The following is a 19,616-nucleotide window of genomic DNA, read 5'->3' as shown; positions in this document are numbered from 1 at the left end:
CAGATTCTTGCTGTTGCGGGCAAAGACGGTGTTGCAGCGGCTGCCTGAATCCATCCTGCTACCCTAGTGCTTCGCGTGCTTGTGGATGTGTCTGAATGAGTCGCTCACATGCCTATTTAAGACATGGCGGTGCAATTGCGCTAGATAGAGGTCGCTGCCTGACAAGTGCGCAGGGCCTTCAAAGCAGATAATCCATGTCATATGAACAGGACTGTCAGTATTGCCTGGCCTGCCGCACGATGGCAGGGAGATGCGTACCAGTGCCTGCTTCAGCTCATAATAACGACAGTTTTGCCGGAGGCATCATGGGTATCAGCGTATTTGATTTGTTCAAGATCGGAGTCGGTCCTTCAAGCTCCCATACCGTGGGACCCATGAGTGCTGCCGCCGAGTTTGCGGCCCATATTGAAGGCATGGCGCTGATACCGGATGTGTCACGTCTGAAGGTTGAACTCTTCGGTTCGCTGAGTGCCACTGGCATTGGCCATGGTACCGACAAGGCTATCATCATGGGGCTTATGGGTGAGCGCCCGGCAACTATTGATCCGGACATCATTGATCCCACCATCGAGGCGCTGAAAAACGATGGTGAGTTGCGGCTGATGGGCAAGCGTGTTGTTGCCTTCGACTGGGCTCGCGACATGCAGTTGCTGGAAGAATGCCTGCCTTACCATCCCAACGCCATGCGTCTGAGCGCCTATGCTCATGACGAGCTGCTGTTCAGCAATACTTATTATTCAGTGGGCGGCGGTTTTGTAATCGATGAGAAGGAAGCCATGGCCGGTGCCCCCCTGGTGCATCAGGTCAGCCTGCCCTACGAATTCAACAATGCCGTCGAACTGCTGCGCCTGTGCAAGGTACACGGTCTGCGCATCAGTCAGCTGATGATGGAAAACGAAAAGGTCTGGCGCCCTGAAGCCGAAACCCGTGCCGGGCTGCAGCTTATCTGGCAGGCAATGCAGGACTGCGTTGCCAAGGGGCTGGAGCAGGAAGGCATATTGCCGGGCGGCCTCAAGGTACGCCGGCGTGCACCGGGCTTGAACCGTTCACTGCAGCGTGCCGATGCGCCTAACGTGATCAGCTCGACGCTGCGCGCCATGGACTGGGTTAACCTCTACGCGCTGGCGGTGAATGAAGAAAACGCTGCCGGTGGGCGCATGGTTACGGCGCCGACCAATGGTGCAGCGGGCATTATCCCGGCGGTGCTGATGTACTACATGCGATTCAAGGATCAGGCCACAGAAGAAGATGTGGTTGATTTCCTGCTTGCCGCCGCTGCCGTGGGCACCCTGTGCAAGAAGAATGCTTCCATATCAGGTGCCGAAGTGGGTTGCCAGGGTGAGGTGGGTTCCGCCTGTGCCATGGCGGCCGCGGGTCTGACTGAAGTCATGGGTGGCACGCCTGAGCAGGTGGAGAACGCCGCCGAGATCGGGCTGGAGCACAATCTGGGTCTGACCTGCGACCCCGTCGGTGGTCTGGTGCAGGTACCCTGTATTGAGCGCAATGCCATAGCGGCGATGAAGGCTATCAATGCGACTCAGATGGCGCTGCGCGGTGATGGCGAGCATTTCATCTCGCTGGACAAGGTTATCCGCACCATGCTGGAAACCGGTCGCGACATGCAGGACAAGTACAAGGAAACGTCCCGTGGCGGCCTGGCGGTCAATGCCATCGAGTGCTAACTCGTGAGGGTCGAGGTGCGAGGTGCTAGGTAAAAGCAGCAAGATTTCTTCTTTCTTCTTTCTACTAACTTCTAGCCTCTAGCCCCTAGCCCCTAGCCCCTAGCCTCTAGCCCCTAGCCCCTGCCTCTGGCCCAGCCCCTCATAGCTTGCGCCAGTCGGGGTTTTCGAAGGCTTCCACCAGGTAGTCGATGCAGTGACGCACTTTGGGTGACAGGTGGCGGCTGCGGGGATACACAGCCCAGATGGCGCTGTCCTGACAACGGAATTCGTCCAGTACGCTGACCAGAGCGCCGCTGTTCAGGTGTGGCTCTACTATATAGTCGGGCAGGCACGCCAGCCCCAGTCCCTGCAAAGCGGCCTCGAGCAACAGTACGCCTGAGTTGGCGTGCCAGTTGCCGTTGGCGCGGACGTCCTTGCGCTGGCCTGCGACACAGAAACTCCAGTTGGCGGTCGAGCCTCGCAGGCAGTTGTGCCCGGCAAGATCCAGCAGGCTGTGGGGCGCACCCTTGGCGGCCAGGTAACTCGCTGTGGCGACGATGTATTCGCGTCTGTCGCTGAGGCGGCGCGCCACCAGGTTGGAGTCTTTCAGCGTGCCCAGTCGAATGGCCAGATCATAACCTTCATTGATCAGATCCACGGTGCGGTTGGTCAGGTTCAGATCCATGCTCAGACGTGTCTGCTGCTGCATAAAGCGGGTCAGCATGGGGCCTATGTAGCGCTCGCCAAAGGTGGAGCCGCAGCTGACGCGCAGCAGGCCGTGGGGTTCGTTGCTGAAACTGGTGATCTGCTGCTCGGCTTCGCTGAAGCCGTCGGCCAGGGTCTGGCTCTGTTCGAAGAACCACTGGCCTGATTCGGTCAGGGTTACGCGCCTTGTAGTGCGCACCAGCAGTTGGGTGTTGAGGCGCTGTTCCAGGTGACTCAGCAGGCGGCTGACATGGGAGCTGGAGACGCGAAGTTTGGTGGCTGCGGCCGACAGGCTACCCAGGCGAGCGACCTCTATGAAGGCTTCAATACTTTCCCAGCGGTGCATGGAGGGCTGCCTTTGCTCTGATGTGGTGCATTAGAGGGTGAGTGATAGGATCTGCCGGCCTTTTTTGGCGGGCGCCGATTTTCTTTCAAACCGATAAAAAATAACAGTTTTTTATGTGTATTGCTCAGTCGCAATAATGATTTGCAGTATAGGTGATATTGATGGCTTCCTATTGCTCAAAAAACGACTAAAGTCAGGGCCTCTTGCGGTATCGCCGCAGGAGTCAGTCGGCGCCTGAGCCCCGCCAACTGCAGGCCGCAGCATTTTAAGCCGGATGCGCGGTCCTAAAACATGCACAACCCGCAACGTGGTCGCCTGTAGGTGATCTGGATTGCGGTGGTGATTATAAGAAAAATAGGCATAGCAATTGCTAGCCGTGATTCAGCAACCGACACCAACGGGCGTGTTGCTGAAGGAGCCAACGATGAACGATTCTATCCCGGGTACCCGCGCCGCAGCCGAGCCCAAAAGCCGCAACATCGGTTTTCTGCTGCTTAAAAACTTCACGATGATTTCGCTGGCATCCGCGATTGAACCTCTGCGCATGGCCAACCAGCTAAGCGGCAAAGAGCTGTACAACTGGTATACCCTCACCGAAGGCGGTGAGCCTGTGCGCGCCAGTGATGGCATTCAGATTACCCCCGACGGCGCCATGACAGATCCGTTTGATCTGGACACCATAGTTGTGGCTGGCGGCGTCAATATTACCCGCAGCTACAGCAAGCGTGAGCTTTCCTGGCTGCAGTCCATGGGCCGCAAGGGGCGCAAGCTCGGCGGAATCTGCACCGGCGCCTATGCTCTGGCTGAAGCTGGTCTGATGAACGGCTACGAATGCAGCGCCCACTGGGAATGTATCGCTTCGCTGCAGGAAGCTTTCCCCAAGGTGAATTGCACCAATCGCCTGTTCTCGGTCGACCGTGATCGCCTCACCGGCAGCGGCGGTACAGTGCCGCTGGACATGATGCTCAACATGATCAAGCAGGAGCATGGCTACCAGTTGTCCGCAGCCATCTCGGAAATGTTTATCTGCGACCGCATTCGCAATGAAACCGACCATCAGCGCATACCGCTGCGCCACGTGCTGGGGACCACTCAACCCAAACTGGTAGAAGTGGTGTCCCTGATGGAAGCGAACCTGGAGGAGGCGATCGAACTGGATCAGCTGGCCTGCTACGTGGGTCTGTCACGGCGCCAGCTGGAGCGTTTGTTTCAGAAATACCTGCAGTGCTCGCCATCGCGCTATTACCTCAAGCTGCGCCTGACCAAGGCTCGCCAGTTGCTGAAGCAGACCTCAATGTCGATTATCGAGGTGGCTTCGGCCTGTGGTTTTGTCTCGACGCCGCATTTCAGCAAGTGCTACCGCGAACACATTGGGATTCCGCCCCGTGAAGAGCGCATGGGCATGCGTGTGGCGCGCAATGCCGAGGTGCTGCTGGATCCTATGTCTCGTAACCTGGGCACTGTGTTCGGTGGCCTGGGTGATGTGGTCTCGTCCACCGCCCTGACCGCGCTGACAGAAGCCCAGTCTGAGCCCAGCTACGGCTCTGTAACGCTGCAATAAGCCCGAGGGGCGAGTGGCTAGGTGCTAGGGGCTAGGTGAAAGCGAAAGAGCGATGATACCCGCTGCTGTCTGTCACTGAATCTCTAATTTCAGGCTTTAGATCTGACCCCGGCCCCGTGCCGGGGTTTTACTGTCTGGGGCTTGGCTGTTCTTGCTGGCGGCGGTCTCCCAGTCTTTGGCCTCGAAATTCGCTTGGGGCTCATTTCCCGGAATTCTCAAGCTCCCCTGAAAATTGCTCCTGCGTTTTCAGGATTTCCGCCATCCATGGTGGTCATTCCGGCTACGGCTGTGCTCTTCTCTGCCTAGCCCCTTTTACCTTTCCCCTTTAGTCTGCTCTTTCCCCTCGCACCTCGCACCTCGCACCTCGCATCTCTCAGCCCATGCCGTTTTCGGAACAGTCTTTAGCGCATCCTGAATGCCGTTCACAGCGTCGCCGTGCGTCGCAAAGCGCGCTAATACGGGGGCTTTGCGCACTCAGGCGGGTTTGGCGTGTTTAGCAACAGGCGTGTCGTTTTCAATGCCTATGGCCAGGCGGCGAAGGACTAGACTGGCTCCATTGCTGCTATCCGCTAGCGCCGTCATTGTGCTGCGTTCCCGGTCTGGCATCTGAACGAACTCCTGCGGCACCAACTGCGGGCATCTGAATTTTTGGGGGAACCGATGAACGCAGCTGAACTGCATCAGGATTCGATCGTTATTGACGGCCTGATTATCGCCAAGTGGAACCGTGAACTGTTTGAAGACATGAAGAAGGGTGGCCTGACGGCGGCCAACTGCACCGTGTCTATCTGGGAAGGCTTTCAGAATACAGTCAACAATATCGTTGAGATGAACCAGCTGATCACCGAAAACAGCGACCTGCTGCGCCCGGTTCACAGCACCCGCGATATTCTGCGTGCCAAGGAAGAAGGCAAGACCGGCATTATCTACGGTTTCCAGAACGCCCACGCCTATGAAGACAAAATCGGCTATGTCGAAGTCTTCAAGAAGCTCGGCGTCGGCATTGTGCAGATGTGCTACAACACCCAGAACCTGGTCGGCACCGGCTGCTACGAACGTGACGGCGGTCTGTCCGGATTCGGCCGCGAAATCGTGGCGGAAATGAACCGCGTTGGCGTTATGTGCGATCTGTCCCACGTTGGCAGTAAAACCTCCGAAGAAGTGATTCTGGAATCCAAAAAGGCGGTGTGCTATTCCCACTGCCTGCCGTCTGGCCTGAAAGATCACCCGCGCAACAAGTCCGATGAAGAACTGAAGTTTATTGCCGATCACGGCGGCTTTATCGGTGTGACCATGTTCGCACCCTTCCTGAAAAAAGGCATCGAATCCACCATCGACGATTACGCCGAGGCGATCGAGTACGTGGTGAACATCGCCGGTATCGACCAGGTTGGTATTGGTACCGACTTTACCCAGGGACACGATCAGGCATTCTTTGAAATGCTGACCCACGACAAGGGCTACGCCCGTCGTCTGACCCGCTTTGGCAAGATCATCAACCCCGAAGGCATTCGCACCGTGGGCGAGTTTGGCAACCTGACCGAAACCCTGCTGCGTCGCGGCTTTGATGAAGCCTCAGTGCGCAAGATCATGGGCGAGAATTGGGTGCGTGTTCTGGGCGACGTCTGGGGCGAATAAGAAAGCTGTAAGTGAAAAGCAGCTTGAAGCTTACAGCTTAGAGCCAGTTCAAATTTTCGGTGGAACCGCGTCGCGCGTTCCTCCCTACGCAACAAAGAATTCAGTTGGAGATTGAAACCATGGGTGTACATGCACCGGAAATGCCGATCCAGGTTGATGATGAAACCGGCGTTTGGGTAACAGACGCGCTGCCAATGCTGTACGTGCCGCGCCACTTTTTCGTCAATAACCATATGGGTATTGAAGAGGAAATCGGTGCTGAGCGTTACGCCGACATTCTCTACAAGGCCGGTTACAAGTCCGCCTGGCACTGGTGCGAAAAGGAAGCCGAAGCCCATGGCCTGTCGGGTGCGCCTGTATTCGAGCACTACATGAAGCGTCTGTCCCAGCGCGGCTGGGGTTTCTTCATCACTGAAGAGCTGGATCTGGAAAAGGGCACCGCCCGCGTACGACTGGAAAACTCTGCCTTCGTTTACCAGTACGGCCAGGTGAATCGCAAGGTTGATTACATGTTCACGGGCTGGTTTGCCGGCGCCATGGACCAGATCGCACAGAGCCTGGGTTATCCGGTACGTACCGTTGCGGTACAGACCCAGTGCGCGGCAGAAGAGGGCTGTGACTACGGCATCTTCGAAGTGAGCCCGCTCTAAAAAGCACAGCTCCTGTACAAAAAGAGCAGGCCGGCGTTCGGCGCCGGTTCCATTGCCACAGCGCTGCTGTGTGCCAGATTCGTTAGAGTGCCGCAGCCCAAAACTGCGGTCATCAATAAGAGTTACGGGGTGTCGCCATGTCCCAGTACGACGTGCTGTTCCAGCCGCTGAAGATCAATCAGCTGACCATTCGCAACCGTGTGGTCAGTACCGCCCACGCCGAGGTTTATGCCACCGATGGCGGCATGACCACCGACCGATATGTAAAGTATTACGAAGAAAAGGCCAAGGGTGGCTGTGGTCTGTGCATCTGTGGCGGGTCCAGCGTCGTGTCCATCGACAGCCCGCAGAGCTGGTGGAGCTCGGTCAACCTGTCGACCGACCGCATCATCCCGCACTTCCAGAATCTGGCCGATGCCGTGCACAAGCACGGTGGCAAGATCATGATTCAGATTACCCACATGGGTCGCCGTTCACGCTGGGACGGTGAAAACTGGGTCAACCTGATGTCACCCTCAGGTATCCGTGAGCCTGTGCACCGTGCTACCTGCAAGATCATGGAGCCGGAAGAAATCTGGCGCATTATCGGCGATTTCGCCACGGCGGCCGTGCGTGCGAAAGAAGGCGGTCTGGACGGTGTTGAGCTCTCCGCCGTGCACCAGCACATGATCGATCAGTTCTGGTCACCACGGGTTAACAAGCGTACCGACGAATGGGGCGGCAGCTTTGAGAATCGCATGCGTTTCGGCCTTGAAGTACTCAAAGCCGTACGCGAGGCGGTGGGTCCGGACTTCGCGGTGGGCATGCGTATCACCGGTGATGAGTTCCATCCCGATGGCCTGAACCACGAAGACATGAAACAGATCGCTGCCTACTACGATGCTACCGGCATGGTCGATTACTTCGGCGTTATCGGCTCCGGTTGTGATACTCACAATACCCTGGCCAACGTTATTCCGAACATGAGCTATCCGCCGGAGCCTTTCCTGCACCTGGCGGCCGGCATCAAGGAAGTGGTCAAGGTTCCGGTCATTCACGCCCAGAACATCAAGGACCCGAACCAGGCCAAGCGTATTCTGGAAGCCGGTTACGTCGATTTCGTCGGCATGACCCGGGCGCACATCGCAGATCCGCATTTCATTGCCAAAGTCAAGGCGAACCAGGTGGATCAGATCCGCCAGTGCGTCGGTGCCAACTACTGCATCGACCGCCAGTACATGGGTCTGGACGTGCTCTGCATCCAGAACGCCGCGACTTCGCGCGAATACACTGGCATGCCGCACATCATTGAAAAAACCACCGGTACCAAGCGCAAGGTGGTTGTGGTCGGCGGTGGCCCTGGCGGTCTGGAAGCGGCCCGTGTGGCAGCCGAGCGTGGCCATGCCGTAACTCTGATCGAACGTGCGGATGAACTGGGCGGCCAGGTCACCATTGCCGCCAAGGCACCGCAACGCGACCAGATGGCCGGCATCACCCGCTGGCTGGCGATGGAAGTTGAGCGTCTGGGCGTGGATGTGCGCCTGGGTACCTCGGCCAATGCTGACATGATCAAGGACTTGAAAGCCGATGTAGTGATTCTGGCCACCGGCGGTCGTCCCTTCATGGAGCAGAACCCGCACTGGGGCGCAGCCGAAGGCCTGTCGGTATCCAGCTGGGATATCCTCAATGGCACCGTGGAGCCGGGCAAGAGCGTGCTGATCTACGACACCATCTGCGAATTCACCGGCATGTCGGCGGCGGACTATCTGAGTTCCAAGGGCTCACTGGTCGAGCTGGTGACCGATGATATCAAGCCGGGTGTTGGCATTGGCGGCACCACCTTCCCGACTTACTACCGCAGCCTGTACGAGAAGGAAGTCATCATGACCTCCGACATGCTGCTGGAGAAGGTGTACCGCGAAGGCGACAAACTGGTGGCGGTGCTCGAGAACGAGTACACCGGTGCCCAGGAAGAGCGCGTGGTGGATCAGGTGGTGATCGAGAACGGTACTCGCCCCAACGAAGAGCTGTATTACGAGCTCAAGGGCGAGTCGCGCAACAAGGGTCAGATCGACAACGAGACCCTGTTCGCGGGTCAGGCGCAGCCGATACTGTCCGAGTCCGGCGAGGGTATGATCCTGTGGCGTCTGGGGGATTGCGTATCACAGCGCAATATCCACGCCGCCATCTACGACGCCCTGCGTCTGTGCAAAGACCTCTAACACGGTTCTGGCCGGGCTTACGTGCCCGGCCTGCTGTATTGGCTTCCTAATTTTGCGACGGGCCCGGCCTGTCGCTCCCTGTTTTGGTGAGGGTGACGCATGATCCTCGACTGGTTACTCCCTGTTCTGATTTCGGCGGCGCTGGCCCTGGCCCTGGCCGGTGCGTTTAAACGCGCCAGCCTGTGGCGCGCCGGTCAGCCCGAGTCGGTCAATCTTCTGGCTGGCCTTATGGCCATGCCGCGACGCTACCTGGTGGATCTGCACCATGTGGTCGAGCGCGACAAGTACATGTCCAATACCCATGTGGCCACGGCGGGCGGCTTTGTGCTGTCCATGCTGCTGATCATATTGGTGCATCTGTTCGGGCTGGAAAGCCGCTGGCTGGCCTGGGCGCTGCTGGCGTCTTCGGTGCTGATGTTTACCGGTGCCGTCTTTGTGTTCAAACGCAGGCTTAATCCGCCGTCGCGCCTGTCCAAGGGCCCCTGGATGCGCCTGCCCAAGAGCCTGCTGATGTTCTCGGTGAGCTTCTTTATCCTCACGCTGCCGGCGGCGGGCATTCTGCCTGACGCCTTTGGTGGCTGGGTGCTGGCGCTGGTTCTGCTGGTCGGTGTGGCCTGGGGCCTGAGCGAACTGGTGTTCGGCATGACCTGGGGCGGGCCCATGAAGCACGCCTTCGCCGGTGCCCTGCATCTGGCGTTTCACCGTCGTCCGGAGCGTTTTAACGGTGGCCGTTCCACCGGCCTGAAACCGGTCGATCTGCAGGCCCGTGTGCTGGGTGTGGAAAAGCCCACGGACTTCAAATGGAACCAGCTGCTGGGCTTTGATGCCTGCGTGCAGTGCGGCAAGTGCGAAGCCGTGTGCCCGGCCTACGCCGCCGGTCAGCCGCTGAACCCGAAAAAGCTGATCCAGGACATGGTGATTGGCCTGGCCGGAGGCACCGATGCCAAGTTTGCCGGCAGCCCTTATCCCGGTGTTGAACTCGGCCATGCCGTCGGCGGCCCGGGCCAGACCATCACTGAAGGTCTGGTGAATTCGGATACGCTCTGGTCCTGCACCACCTGCCGTGCCTGTGTTGAAGAATGTCCGATGATGATCGAGCACGTCGATGCCATCGTCGACATGCGCCGCTTCCTGACCATGGAAAAGGGCAACACTCCCAACAAGGGTGCCGAGATACTGGAGAACCTGATCGCCACCGACAACCCCAACGGTTTTGATCCGGCCGGGCGCATGAACTGGGCGGCGGATCAGAACCTGCCGCTGATGGCCGATGTGAAACAGGCCGAGGTGCTGTTCTGGGTATCCGACGGTGCCTTTGACATGCGCAGCCAGCGTATCCTGCGCGCCTTCGTCAAGGTGCTCAAGGCGGCTGGCGTGGACTTTGCCGTGCTGGGTGATGAAGAACGCGACAGTGGCGATGTGGCCCGCAGGCTGGGTGACGACGCCACCTTCCAGAGTCTGGCCAAACGCAATATAGCGGTGCTGAGCAAATACCGCTTCAAGCGCATTGTCACTACAGATCCGCACGCCTTCCATGTACTCAAAAACGAGTACGGCGACTTTTATCCAAACGGCAAGGGCGGCGACTATGAAGTGCTGCACCACACCACCTTTATCAACGAACTGGTACAGCAGGGTCGACTGCAGCTGGATGCGTTCAAGGGCGGTACCGTGACCTATCACGATCCCTGCTACCTGGGGCGTTACAACGGCGAGTACGACTCTCCCCGCGATCTGCTCAAGGCGCTGGGCATCGAGCTGGCCGAGATGGAAAGGTCCGGATTCCGTAGTCGCTGCTGTGGCGGTGGCGGTGGCGCGCCTATCACCGATATTCCGGGTGAGCGCCGTATTGCCGACATGCGCATGGAAGATGCCCGTGCCGTGGGTGCAGAGCTGGTGGCGGTGGGTTGCCAGCAGTGTACCGCCATGCTGGAAGGGGTGGTGGAGCCGCGGCCAGTGATCAAGGATATCGTAGAACTCGTGTCCGAAGCGCTGATCGAACGCGCGCCGGCCCCCAAGGCTGCCCGGGTGGCTGAGGTGATGTCATGAGTGATCTGATTCGCAGAGATCCCCGTGCCGAGTGGATAGCCCGCAACCGTCTGCATCCGCTGCACGCGGCCATGACGGCAGCCACCGGTGAAGTGCGCGGGCCTTCGGGCCTGCTGCGCAAGAACCCCCACGGCGTCGGCTTTATCGGCCCCAACGGTATCAAGCGCATAGACCGGCTTGGCGGCAGCGTCGCTGCTGTCGGCGGTCGCCGCGGAGCAGCCAAGGCCGCTCAGGTGGTTGAACTGCCACTGCATGTTGTTGATGCGCCTGATTTTTACGTGGTCACGGTGCTCGACATTGTGGGTGGTCGCCTGGGCAGCCACGACAAGGATGTGCTCGGCCAGGCGCACAAGCTGATCCGCGATAGCGAGGGCAGCGGCGCCGTGCTGGCGGTGGTGTTCGGCGAGAGCAAGGAAGAGGGCTTCGGCCTGGCCGGCGTTGACCGCCTGCTGCAGCTGGACGGCAGTGAATATGAGGGCTACAGCCCGGAACAGCGCCTGGCGGCGCTGGTTGAAGTGGAACGCAACTTTGCGCCCCGCTACTGGCTCTTCCCGGACAGCATCAACGGCGGTAACGAACTGGGTTGTCGTCTGGCGGCGCGTTTGGGCGAGCGTCCGGCAACCCAGGCCTGGCAGGTGGATACGCAGCAGACCCTGTGCCGCGGTGCCGGCGGGCGCACGGATATCACCCGTGCCACGCCGCGCCTGCTGCTACTGGCCGAGGAATGTGCCGAGCCTGTGGATGAAGCACGCCACGAAGCGCGGGTGCTGGAGCCCTGCAGTGTTGCCCAGAGCCTGGTGCGCATTCAGGACCGTGGTCAGGTAGCGGTGGATCCCAACGCCATTCCGCTGGCCGAGGCCGAGTTTATTCTCTCCGCCGGCAACGGTATTCGCGACTGGGATCAGTTCCACCAGGCGGCCGAACTGCTGGGTGCCACGGAAGGGGCCAGCCGCGTGGTGGTGGACGATGGCTTTATGCCACGCCCGCGCCAGGTGGGTGCCTCAGGTACCTGGGTTACCGCACGGGTCTATCTGGCCGTGGGTATCTCGGGTGCGATTCAGCACATGCAGGGTATTGGCCAGTGCGACAAGGTCGTGGCCATCAACCTGGATGCCGGCTGTGACATGGTCAAGCGCGCGGATCTGAGCGTGATTGGTGACAGTCATGCAGTGCTGCAGCACCTGATAGAGCTGGCGCAGGACTACCGGCTCGGAGCGGCTGAAAATGCAGCCTGAACAGACTGACCGCAACGGGAGGGTCGAACATGTCATCTGATCTCAATATCGTTGCCCTGGTGTCTATCGGGCAGCACCCCAAGTCGGGCCGTGCGCGCCGCGCCGAGCAGGATGCACGCGCCGTGGAGCTGGGTCTGCGTCTGGCCGGTGAGCGGGTGCAGGTACTGCATGCCGGTGATGCGGCGGATGAGTCTCTGCGCCAGTATGCCGGCATGGGGCTGAAAAGCCTGCGGATACTGCAGCAGTCGGCGGATGCCGATGCGGTGGTGGCCCTCGGCGATTACCTTAATGAGCATCGCCCCGATGTGGTACTGACCGGGGTGCGCGCCGAAAGCGGCGAGTCCTCCGGCATGGCGCCTTATCTGCTGGCCGAGAAACTGGGCTGGCCGCTGGTGACACGCATTGCTGATATCGTCAGCATAGAAAACGGCGAAGCACAGATTCTGCAGGCGTTACCGCGCGGGCAGCGCCGGGCCATTCAGGTGCGTCTGCCTTTCGTGGCCAGTGTTGATATGGCGGCGACGGCAGGGCGCCAGAGTGCCTATGGGCCGGGTCGCCGTGCGCAGCTCGAGGCCATGCCCTGGGTTGAAACCGCCGATAGCGAACGTACCCAGTGGCAGCATGCACCTGCGCGCAAGCGGCCAAAACGCCTCAAGAAGGTCAAGGCCACGACGGCTGCCGAGCGTTTCAAGGCGGCCACGGCCAAGTCTCAGGGCACCGGCGGGCGCATTATCAAGGATCAGCCAGCGGTAGAACAGGCGCAGGCCATTTTTGATCTGCTGCTCGAAGAGGGCGTGATTCGATAATTGTCGTTATTGCGACAGTTACCGATTAATAGTCGGTAACTGTCGTAAAAAGAATATCCGGTGACGAATTCAGACATTCCACTTAAGTAAATCAGCGGTATTATCTTTCCACGGTGGCGCAGGTTATATCTGCTCAGGGTGAACTCACCATTCACCGGATATTCCTGTTATCACTGTTATCGTATTGCTCCAGAGGAGCTGCAGTTAGGTCGCTTATTCGACTTTCTCCAGCGTCCGTTAGGCTCAGGTGTTTGCAATATTCACCTTCATCTTGTGTACCAATTACGGCTTTTATCCGGGCACTTGCCCGGATTTTTTTATACATGGACGTATTTATCCTGCGTGTGTATGGACAGTTTTTTGCTCCTTGCAAAAACTGCACTCGGGCCATCCATGGCCCTTATGCACAAAAGCAGGGTTTATGTACAGGCTGTATTCGCTCGTGGCCTGTTTGCTGCACCCGACTAAAAGGGCGTCAGGCTGCTTCCTAGCTTCTAGCTTCTAGCTTCTAGCTTCTAGCTTCTAGCCCTTATCCCTGCGTCTGGAACCAGCGATTTGTGCGGATTGGCCGCAGATATTTTAGCACCATGCCGCTTACAGGTTCCCGATGTCGCCATGGGGGGATATCGGCAATGCTGATGTCGCTATTAGAACACTAGCGTCGGTACTTGTTTGTAATATGGAGTCACCATAGTGCCAGCTTAGTTCTGCGGGAGGCTTGTTTTAGTCCTTTATAGGGTTAATGAATTTCGCAGAGATTATGTCGCGAAATATAACAATAACGACAAAATTATATCGAGCCCGACACGGGTGAGGAGTGTTGAATGAACGCGGGTTTAAAAACCGACAGTGCTGTTGCAGAAAATGAGTACGATACGGATTATGAGTTGGGTCAGGACAACGTGCAGATTATGGGGATGGATGTCCATAACCCCGTATTTGGCGTGAGTGCAGGCCTTATTCTGCTGTTTATCGTAGGTACCTTGCTGTTCCCTGCCGAAGCCAAGGTCGCATTGACCGGCGCACGCGGCTGGTCGATCGAAAATTTCGACTGGTTGTTCATGATCGGCGGTAACCTTTTTGTGCTGTTCTGCCTGGCGCTGATCGTACTGCCAGTAGGCAAGGTTCGTTTGGGCGGTGCCAAGGCCAAGCCTGAATATTCGACCATGTCCTGGTTCTCCATGCTGTTTGCCGCCGGTATGGGCATCGGCCTGATGTTCTGGAGTGTGGCGGAGCCTGTGGCCTACTACACCGACTGGTACGGTACGCCGTTGAACGTGGCGCCCAGAACCGCAGAAGGTGCGGATCTGGCGCTGGGCGCAACCATGTATCACTGGGGTCTGCATCCCTGGGCGATCTACGGCGTTGTTGCCCTGTCACTGGCTTTCTTCTGCTACAACAAGGGCCTGCCGATGACTATTCGCTCCGCCTTCTACCCATTGCTGGGTGAGAAGTGCTGGGGACCGATAGGTCATGTGATCGATATCCTGGCGGTGCTGGCGACCATCTTTGGTTTGGCAACATCCCTGGGGTTGGGTGCGCAGCAGGCGTCCGGTGGCCTGAACTACCTGTTTGGCATCGAAAACAGCCTGACGACCCAGATCGTGGTGATCATCTGTGTGACCGCAGTGGCGTTGATGTCCGTTGCTCGAGGCATGGACGGCGGCGTGAAGCTGCTAAGCAACATCAATATGGTGATAGCGGCCTGCCTTATTGCGCTGGTGATAGTCGTGGGCCCGACGCTGGAAGTGTTCCGCTCGGTTGGCAACATTCTGGGCAGTTATGCAGAGAACATCATACCGCTGAGTAACTGGGTAGGTCGTGAAGACGGTACCTGGTTCCACGGCTGGACCGTTTTCTACTGGGCCTGGTGGGTGTCCTGGTCGCCGTTCGTGGGCATGTTTATCGCCCGTGTTTCCCGTGGCCGTACCGTACGCGAGTTCCTGACCGCTGTATTGCTGGTGCCGACCCTGGTGACTGCTCTTTGGATGGGTGCCTTTGGTGGCACTGCGATCGAACAGGCGCAAGCCGGTGTTGGTGAGCTGGCCAACGGCATCGGTGATGTTTCCCTGGCGATGTTCCAGATGTTCGAGAATATGCCGCTGAGTATGGTGATGTCCTCAATCGCCGTGCTGCTGGTGCTGGTGTTCTTTATCACCTCGGCCGACTCTGGCTCCCTGGTGATCGACAGCATTACCTCCGGCGGCAAAACCGACGCACCCATGATCCAGCGTCTGTTTTGGGCTTCCCTGGTCGGCATTATTGCCGCAGTATTGCTGGTAGGGGGTGGTTCCGAGGCCCTGACCGCACTGCAGGCGGCGGCCATCACGACGGGTCTGCCATTTACGCTGGTCTTGATGCTGATGTGTGTGAGCCTTTATAAAGGTTTAAAAGCAGAAGTTTACTAAGTATAAGTTTACTAAGCTGAAAGCTGGCGCAGGAAGCCGGCCGCAGGCAGCGTGGCAGGATGCCCATTCAATTGCCCGTCAGAGAGAGGACGCAGAGATGATGTATGCCGATCTGATTGATCAGGATGATTTTCGTGAACGCCTGGTGCGGCTGGGGATTCCCGTTGACCAGAATGTGGATGCCGAGCATTGCTGTCGCCAGTTGCTCAATTGGCTGGCGCAGCCGCAGGGGGCTTCCAGCCTGGCCCAGGCCAAGGCGCTGGTGCATGAGTTGCGTCAACAGCGGGAAATAATGCTGCCTGACGTTGCCCGTGCCATCGATCAGTATCTGGTGCCTGTGCTGGGGCGCTAGCTCAGAGTCCTGTGACCCCACAGGCAATTAATCTCGATACCCAACCCGGACAGGTTCGCGCCTGTCCGGGTTTTTCGCGTCTGTTGTCAGGCAAAAAACCGTTTGTGACTTTCTGCAACTTATCTGCGATAAGCCGCAGATCAACGGTAGCTTGTCGATTCCTAGCTCGCGGTTGCGCTCTGCGCTCTATTGCCGTGCAATAGGCGCATTAATCAACAAGACAGAGGCCTGCTGTGTCGCTTCCTATCCTTTATTCCTTCAGACGTTGCCCCTATGCGATACGTGCCCGGCTGGCGCTGGCCCGTGCCGGCATTCGCTGTGAGCTCAGAGAAGTGGTGTTGCGGGACAAGCCTGCGCAGATGCTGGCGATCTCGGCCAAGGGCACGGTGCCAGTACTGTTGGTACCGGCTGATAGCCACTATCCGGAGGGCGGACAGGTGATTGCGGAAAGCATCGATATTATGCGCTGGGCCTTGGGGCAACAGGACCCCGGGTGCTGGTTGTCGGGGACCGACGCCAAGGCTGCCGCCGAGCTTATCAGCCGCAACGATGGCGAGTTCAAGTGGGCGCTGGACAGGTACAAGTACGCCGACCGCTATCCTGAGTGCTCAGCTGCAGAATATCGGGCAATGGCCGAACCTTTTTTACAGACGCTGGAGGACGGGCTGCAGCAGGGCAGGGGCTTGTTGTCACCAGGCTACTCGCTGGCCGATGCGGCCATATTTCCCTTTATTCGCCAGTTCGCTCTGGTCGATCCGGTCTGGTTCGAGGCCAGTGGCTATACTGCGCTGACACTGTGGCTGAGCGACTGGCTGGCATCGGATCTGTTTGCCGGAGTGATGCGCAAGTATCCACAATGGTGCCTGGGTGACGGGGTGACGCTGTTCCCGGGGGATGGGTTATAAAGAAGGGCGTGCTGGAAAGATTTTTATGGCTGAGCATGCTGCGAAAGTCTGATCTGCCGCCCTGTATTGTTTACGTACAAAGACCGTCTGTTGGCGTACCATGCGCTCTTTATTTTTTAGTCGAAGATATACGAGCGCCCGAGCAACAATATGGCTACAAATCTTGTACAAAAACTCTCATCAGTCGGTATTAAAGGCTGGGTATTGCTTGCTGATATCCTGTTATTTGCCATCCTGCTGGCTTTCCTGCCCTTCGAGCCGGGTGTCAATAAAGGTCTGAGCCTGCTTATCTTCATCGCCGTACTCTGGCTGACCGAGGCGGTGCATATCACCATTACTGCCCTGATGGTGCCCTTGCTTGCTGCAGTGATGGGCATCCTGACCACCGGGGCCGCCCTGAGCAATTTCTCCAACCCCATTATCTTTTTGTTTCTGGGAGGCTTTGCCCTGGCCGCGGCCATGCACAGTCAGGGGCTGGACAAGTTGCTTGCCAGCCGGATACTGCGGTTGGCCAGGGGGCGCTTGAGCGTGGCCGTGCTGCTGATGTTTCTGACCGCGGCTTTCCTTTCCATGTGGATAAGCAATACCGCGACGGCGGCCATGATGCTGCCGCTGGCACTGGGTCTGCTCAGTTGCCTGGATCAGCAGCAGCACAGGAGCACCTACGTGTTTGTCCTGCTGGGTGTTGCCTACAGTGCCAGTATTGGTGGTATCGCCACCCTGGTGGGTAGCCCGCCCAATGCTATTGCCGCCGCCGAAGTCGGCTTGAGTTTCTCGGACTGGATGGCGCTGGGTCTGCCGATTACCCTGATCCTGTTACCGCTGACTATCGCTATCCTCTACGTACTATTTCGCCCCCGCCTGAATCAGCGCATAGAGCCCGAGCAGGAATCAATCGCCTGGAACGCCAAGCGCAAGATCACCCTGGGCATCTTTGTCCTTACCGTGATGCTATGGGTTTTCTCCTCTCAAGTGTCTGCGGTTCTGGGTGGGCTGGCCGCTCTAGATACCCTGGTCGCGCTCTTCGCTATCGTCCTGATCGGCCTGACTCGGGTAGCCGAGTGGCAACACATTGCCAAGCACACAGATTGGGGCGTCCTGCTGTTATTTGGTGGCGGTTTGACCCTGAGCAGCGTGCTGCGTGATACAGGCACCAGTCTGTTCCTTGCCAACAATTTGACGACGCTGCTGGAGAGCGCCAACCCCTTTGTTATCTTGCTGACCATTACTGCTTTTGTGGTATTTCTTACCGAGCTGGCCTCCAATACTGCCAGCGCCGCTCTTCTGGTGCCGGTATTTGCGGCGGTCGCGCAAAGCCTGGGGTTAACGCCGGTGATGGTGGCTTCAGTTATTGCCGTGTCCGCGTCCTGTGCCTTTATGCTGCCGGTGGCCACACCTCCGAATGCCATCGTCTTTGGCAGTGGTCTGATCCGTCAGGGGCAGATGATGAAGGCCGGTTTTTTCCTCAATCTCGCTTGTATTGGGGTGCTGGCCTGTTACTTTTATTTTCTGGGTTAGTTTTAGCTAAATAGAAAAAGCCGCTGTGTTCACAGCGGCTTTTTTAATCCTGGCTTGTCTGGCCGATGCAGCCCGGTTGGGTGGCTGCTGTTACCCGCCGACAAGCGCAGGGCTGGCGGGCCGGGTTGCTCCTGGGCTTGAGCTTCAAGTCGCAAGATTGCTGTGGTTGGGCGTAGCGGGGCTGTATTGAGTGGCGCGCGGCGGTATTGGGTGAGGCTGCGCAGACTAAAGTGGGTGAGCTCTGATTTTATATTCCGATATTTCCTTGCCGTTATCGCTCAAGAAGAGGTTTTTTGTGGCACTATTCTCCTCTTGCCCGCCGTAAGCTGAGTAGTTTTTGAAGGCGTCGTGCTGGGCATCAATGTCGATGCCGAGCCCAAAGGTAATACCGAACTCCTCCTGGAGGTCATCGAAGTCGTACTCTAAATAAGTCATTTCCGATCCTTGATTGAGCCCGTTGAAACCAAGCGCAGTCTTTCACGGGAGTCCTGCCTGGCGGCCTGCGCGGAAAAATAAGATTCTAGTGGTAGCGGGTGATGCTCGCATTGGGCCTTCGTTCCAATGAAAGGCCCAATGATGAAGCAGATGTACTTCATTTATTAACCCCTGGGGTTAATAGAAGTGCTTTAGTTTTAAGCGTCATCTTTTTTCTTGTCACGCTTCTCTCGACGCTTTTCCTTTAACGTCTTGGTTGCCTGTTTTTTATCCTTGCCTTTGGTCATTTCGGTTTCTCCGTTAATTTGAAATAGACTCTCTCGACTGTGCGAAAAATTCGCCCGCCGATAAGTCGACATATATTTGCAAGGAGAGATGCGCAAGGCATCAGAAAATTTTCAAAGCAGTATCCTCCCACTATTTATTAATCCAGGATTGAAAGAAGTTCAAAATCAAGTACCGATCCGAAGACGCGAACCTGGCATATGTCCCCCGGCACCTTTCCGAGGAGGGCAGACCCCAGCGGCGACAATATAGATATTCGCTGTGCCGAGGGGCTGGCCTCTGCAGGGCTTACCAGCATCAATGTAGACTTTTCGCCGGTTTGCAGCAATTTGACCAACAGCCTTGACCCTGGGTATGCAGATGGCGGCAGCCCTGATGCCCCATGACCAAGCTGTTCTACTTTGCTGAAAGTAACCAATAGATTCAGAGGGCTTGTATAACTGAAGCCTTCTTCGGTAATAAAATAGTAACTTAAACGATCAGCAATGCTTTTAAAGGACGCAGGAGTATAGCAGTTCACATAAAACCCTCCGAAATGATAAGCGTAGCGAATCAGCCGGAGAGCTTTACACTCTCCGGCTTAAGTCAGGAAGATCAGGGTTCTTGCGGGAAATAAATACATATTCAGTAGTGCCAAAAAATTAATATTTAAATGGATCATACCCTGCAAAAAATAAAAATCAAGCCATGTCCGGTACAGGTAGTCTGGCCAAAAATCTAGGCCGTTTACCCAAGCGAATTGTTCCGGTCGGCGGGTCGTTGCCAGGTTGATCTGGTTACGATGGTGAGACGAGATTATGGAGGTTGTGTTGAAGCCTGTGCAGGCTGAGGCATCGGAGGGGTTTGATGGTTTGTGTTGCG

At 57.4% G+C, this 19,616-nt stretch carries 16 protein-coding genes; 12 read left to right on the top strand and 4 right to left on the bottom strand.

What is annotated here, in order from left to right:
* The first annotated feature begins 305 nt into the window (after positions 1-305).
* Positions 306-1,682, top strand: coding sequence for an L-serine ammonia-lyase (locus MPRO_RS18995; protein ID WP_067296711.1), 1,377 nt, complete (start codon positions 306-308; stop codon positions 1,680-1,682).
* Positions 1,683-1,821: 139 nt separating this feature from the next.
* Here the strand turns inward: MPRO_RS18995 and MPRO_RS18990 are convergent, their stop codons facing one another.
* Positions 1,822-2,712: a LysR family transcriptional regulator gene (locus MPRO_RS18990; protein ID WP_067296707.1), complete on the bottom strand. Its 891-nt coding sequence runs from the start codon at positions 2,710-2,712 to the stop codon at positions 1,822-1,824.
* Positions 2,713-3,136: 424 nt separating this feature from the next.
* On the opposite strand from MPRO_RS18990, the gene gbdR reads away from it, so the two are divergent.
* From gbdR to MPRO_RS18935, 11 genes are all read left to right on the top strand, one after another.
* Positions 3,137-4,273: a choline metabolism transcriptional regulator GbdR gene (gene gbdR / locus MPRO_RS18985; protein ID WP_067296704.1), complete on the top strand. Its 1,137-nt coding sequence runs from the start codon at positions 3,137-3,139 to the stop codon at positions 4,271-4,273.
* A 660-nt stretch (positions 4,274-4,933) separates the two neighbouring features.
* A complete protein-coding gene (locus MPRO_RS18980; protein WP_067296701.1) occupies positions 4,934-5,911 on the top strand; it encodes a dipeptidase in 978 nt (325 codons plus the stop codon).
* 119 nt (positions 5,912-6,030) lie between these two features.
* Positions 6,031-6,561 (top strand): 4-vinyl reductase, encoded by a 531-nt coding sequence (locus MPRO_RS18975; RefSeq protein ID WP_067296754.1) that lies wholly within the window; start codon positions 6,031-6,033, stop codon positions 6,559-6,561.
* Positions 6,562-6,698: 137 nt separating this feature from the next.
* Complete coding sequence (dgcA, locus tag MPRO_RS18970) at positions 6,699-8,762, top strand: dimethylglycine demethylation protein DgcA (protein WP_067296697.1); 2,064 nt, start codon at positions 6,699-6,701, stop codon at positions 8,760-8,762.
* Between the two features lie 102 nt (positions 8,763-8,864).
* A complete protein-coding gene (locus MPRO_RS18965) occupies positions 8,865-10,811 on the top strand; it encodes a (Fe-S)-binding protein (RefSeq protein ID WP_158651879.1) in 1,947 nt (648 codons plus the stop codon).
* Positions 10,808-12,046, top strand: a complete 1,239-nt coding sequence (etfA, locus tag MPRO_RS18960; protein WP_067296690.1) for an electron transfer flavoprotein subunit alpha — start codon at positions 10,808-10,810, stop codon at positions 12,044-12,046. The genes MPRO_RS18965 and etfA overlap by 4 nt, the downstream gene beginning before the upstream one ends.
* Before the next feature lie 29 nt (positions 12,047-12,075).
* A complete protein-coding gene (etfB, locus tag MPRO_RS18955; RefSeq protein ID WP_067296686.1) occupies positions 12,076-12,852 on the top strand; it encodes an electron transfer flavoprotein subunit beta in 777 nt (258 codons plus the stop codon).
* Between the two features lie 824 nt (positions 12,853-13,676).
* Positions 13,677-15,260, top strand: a complete 1,584-nt coding sequence (locus tag MPRO_RS18950; protein WP_067296683.1) for a BCCT family transporter — start codon at positions 13,677-13,679, stop codon at positions 15,258-15,260.
* 97 nt (positions 15,261-15,357) lie between these two features.
* Entirely contained in the window at positions 15,358-15,612 is a 255-nt protein-coding gene (locus MPRO_RS18945; protein ID WP_067296679.1) for a hypothetical protein, read from the top strand.
* A gap of 233 nt (positions 15,613-15,845) precedes the next feature.
* Positions 15,846-16,517 (top strand): glutathione S-transferase, encoded by a 672-nt coding sequence (locus tag MPRO_RS18940; protein WP_067296676.1) that lies wholly within the window; start codon positions 15,846-15,848, stop codon positions 16,515-16,517.
* Positions 16,518-16,667: 150 nt separating this feature from the next.
* Positions 16,668-18,035: a DASS family sodium-coupled anion symporter gene (locus tag MPRO_RS18935; protein ID WP_067296673.1), complete on the top strand. Its 1,368-nt coding sequence runs from the start codon at positions 16,668-16,670 to the stop codon at positions 18,033-18,035.
* A 225-nt stretch (positions 18,036-18,260) separates the two neighbouring features.
* Here MPRO_RS18935 and MPRO_RS18930 read toward each other — a convergent pair whose 3' ends face one another.
* The 3 genes from MPRO_RS18930 to MPRO_RS26200 form a co-directional block, all read right to left on the bottom strand.
* The gene (locus tag MPRO_RS18930) at positions 18,261-18,470 is read right to left on the bottom strand and encodes a hypothetical protein (protein ID WP_067296669.1); all 210 of its coding nucleotides are present in this window, start codon (positions 18,468-18,470) and stop codon (positions 18,261-18,263) included.
* A 424-nt stretch (positions 18,471-18,894) separates the two neighbouring features.
* Positions 18,895-19,275, bottom strand: coding sequence for a GreA/GreB family elongation factor (locus tag MPRO_RS25205; RefSeq protein ID WP_158651877.1), 381 nt, complete (start codon positions 19,273-19,275; stop codon positions 18,895-18,897).
* A gap of 60 nt (positions 19,276-19,335) precedes the next feature.
* A partial coding sequence (locus MPRO_RS26200) for a hypothetical protein (RefSeq protein ID WP_216821333.1) occupies positions 19,336-19,616 on the bottom strand: 281 nt, incomplete at its 5' end.

It is taken from the genome of Marinobacterium profundum (assembly GCF_001528745.1).
GTDB lineage: Bacteria > Pseudomonadota > Gammaproteobacteria > Pseudomonadales > Balneatricaceae > Marinobacterium_A > Marinobacterium_A profundum.
The sequence above is the reverse complement of the archived record's forward strand: the minus strand, read 5'-3'. Positions and strand labels throughout refer to the sequence as shown.

Bases quoted from the DNA above. Each gene is read 5' to 3' on its own strand.
- etfA (WP_067296690.1), top strand. From the start codon at position 10,808: ATGAGTGATCTGATTCGCAGAGATCCCCGTGCCGAGTGGATAGCCCGC.
- dgcA (WP_067296697.1), top strand. From the start codon at position 6,699: ATGTCCCAGTACGACGTGCTGTTCCAGCCGCTGAAGATCAATCAGCTG.
- MPRO_RS18980 (WP_067296701.1), top strand. From the start codon at position 4,934: ATGAACGCAGCTGAACTGCATCAGGATTCGATCGTTATTGACGGCCTG.
- MPRO_RS18950 (WP_067296683.1), top strand. From the start codon at position 13,677: ATGAACGCGGGTTTAAAAACCGACAGTGCTGTTGCAGAAAATGAGTAC.
- MPRO_RS18945 (WP_067296679.1), top strand. From the start codon at position 15,358: ATGATGTATGCCGATCTGATTGATCAGGATGATTTTCGTGAACGCCTG.
- gbdR (WP_067296704.1), top strand. From the start codon at position 3,137: ATGAACGATTCTATCCCGGGTACCCGCGCCGCAGCCGAGCCCAAAAGC.
- MPRO_RS18975 (WP_067296754.1), top strand. From the start codon at position 6,031: ATGGGTGTACATGCACCGGAAATGCCGATCCAGGTTGATGATGAAACC.
- etfB (WP_067296686.1), top strand. From the start codon at position 12,076: ATGTCATCTGATCTCAATATCGTTGCCCTGGTGTCTATCGGGCAGCAC.
- MPRO_RS18995 (WP_067296711.1), top strand. From the start codon at position 306: ATGGGTATCAGCGTATTTGATTTGTTCAAGATCGGAGTCGGTCCTTCA.
- MPRO_RS18990 (WP_067296707.1), bottom strand. From the start codon at position 2,712: ATGCACCGCTGGGAAAGTATTGAAGCCTTCATAGAGGTCGCTCGCCTG.
- MPRO_RS18930 (WP_067296669.1), bottom strand. From the start codon at position 18,470: ATGACTTATTTAGAGTACGACTTCGATGACCTCCAGGAGGAGTTCGGT.
- MPRO_RS18935 (WP_067296673.1), top strand. From the start codon at position 16,668: ATGGCTACAAATCTTGTACAAAAACTCTCATCAGTCGGTATTAAAGGC.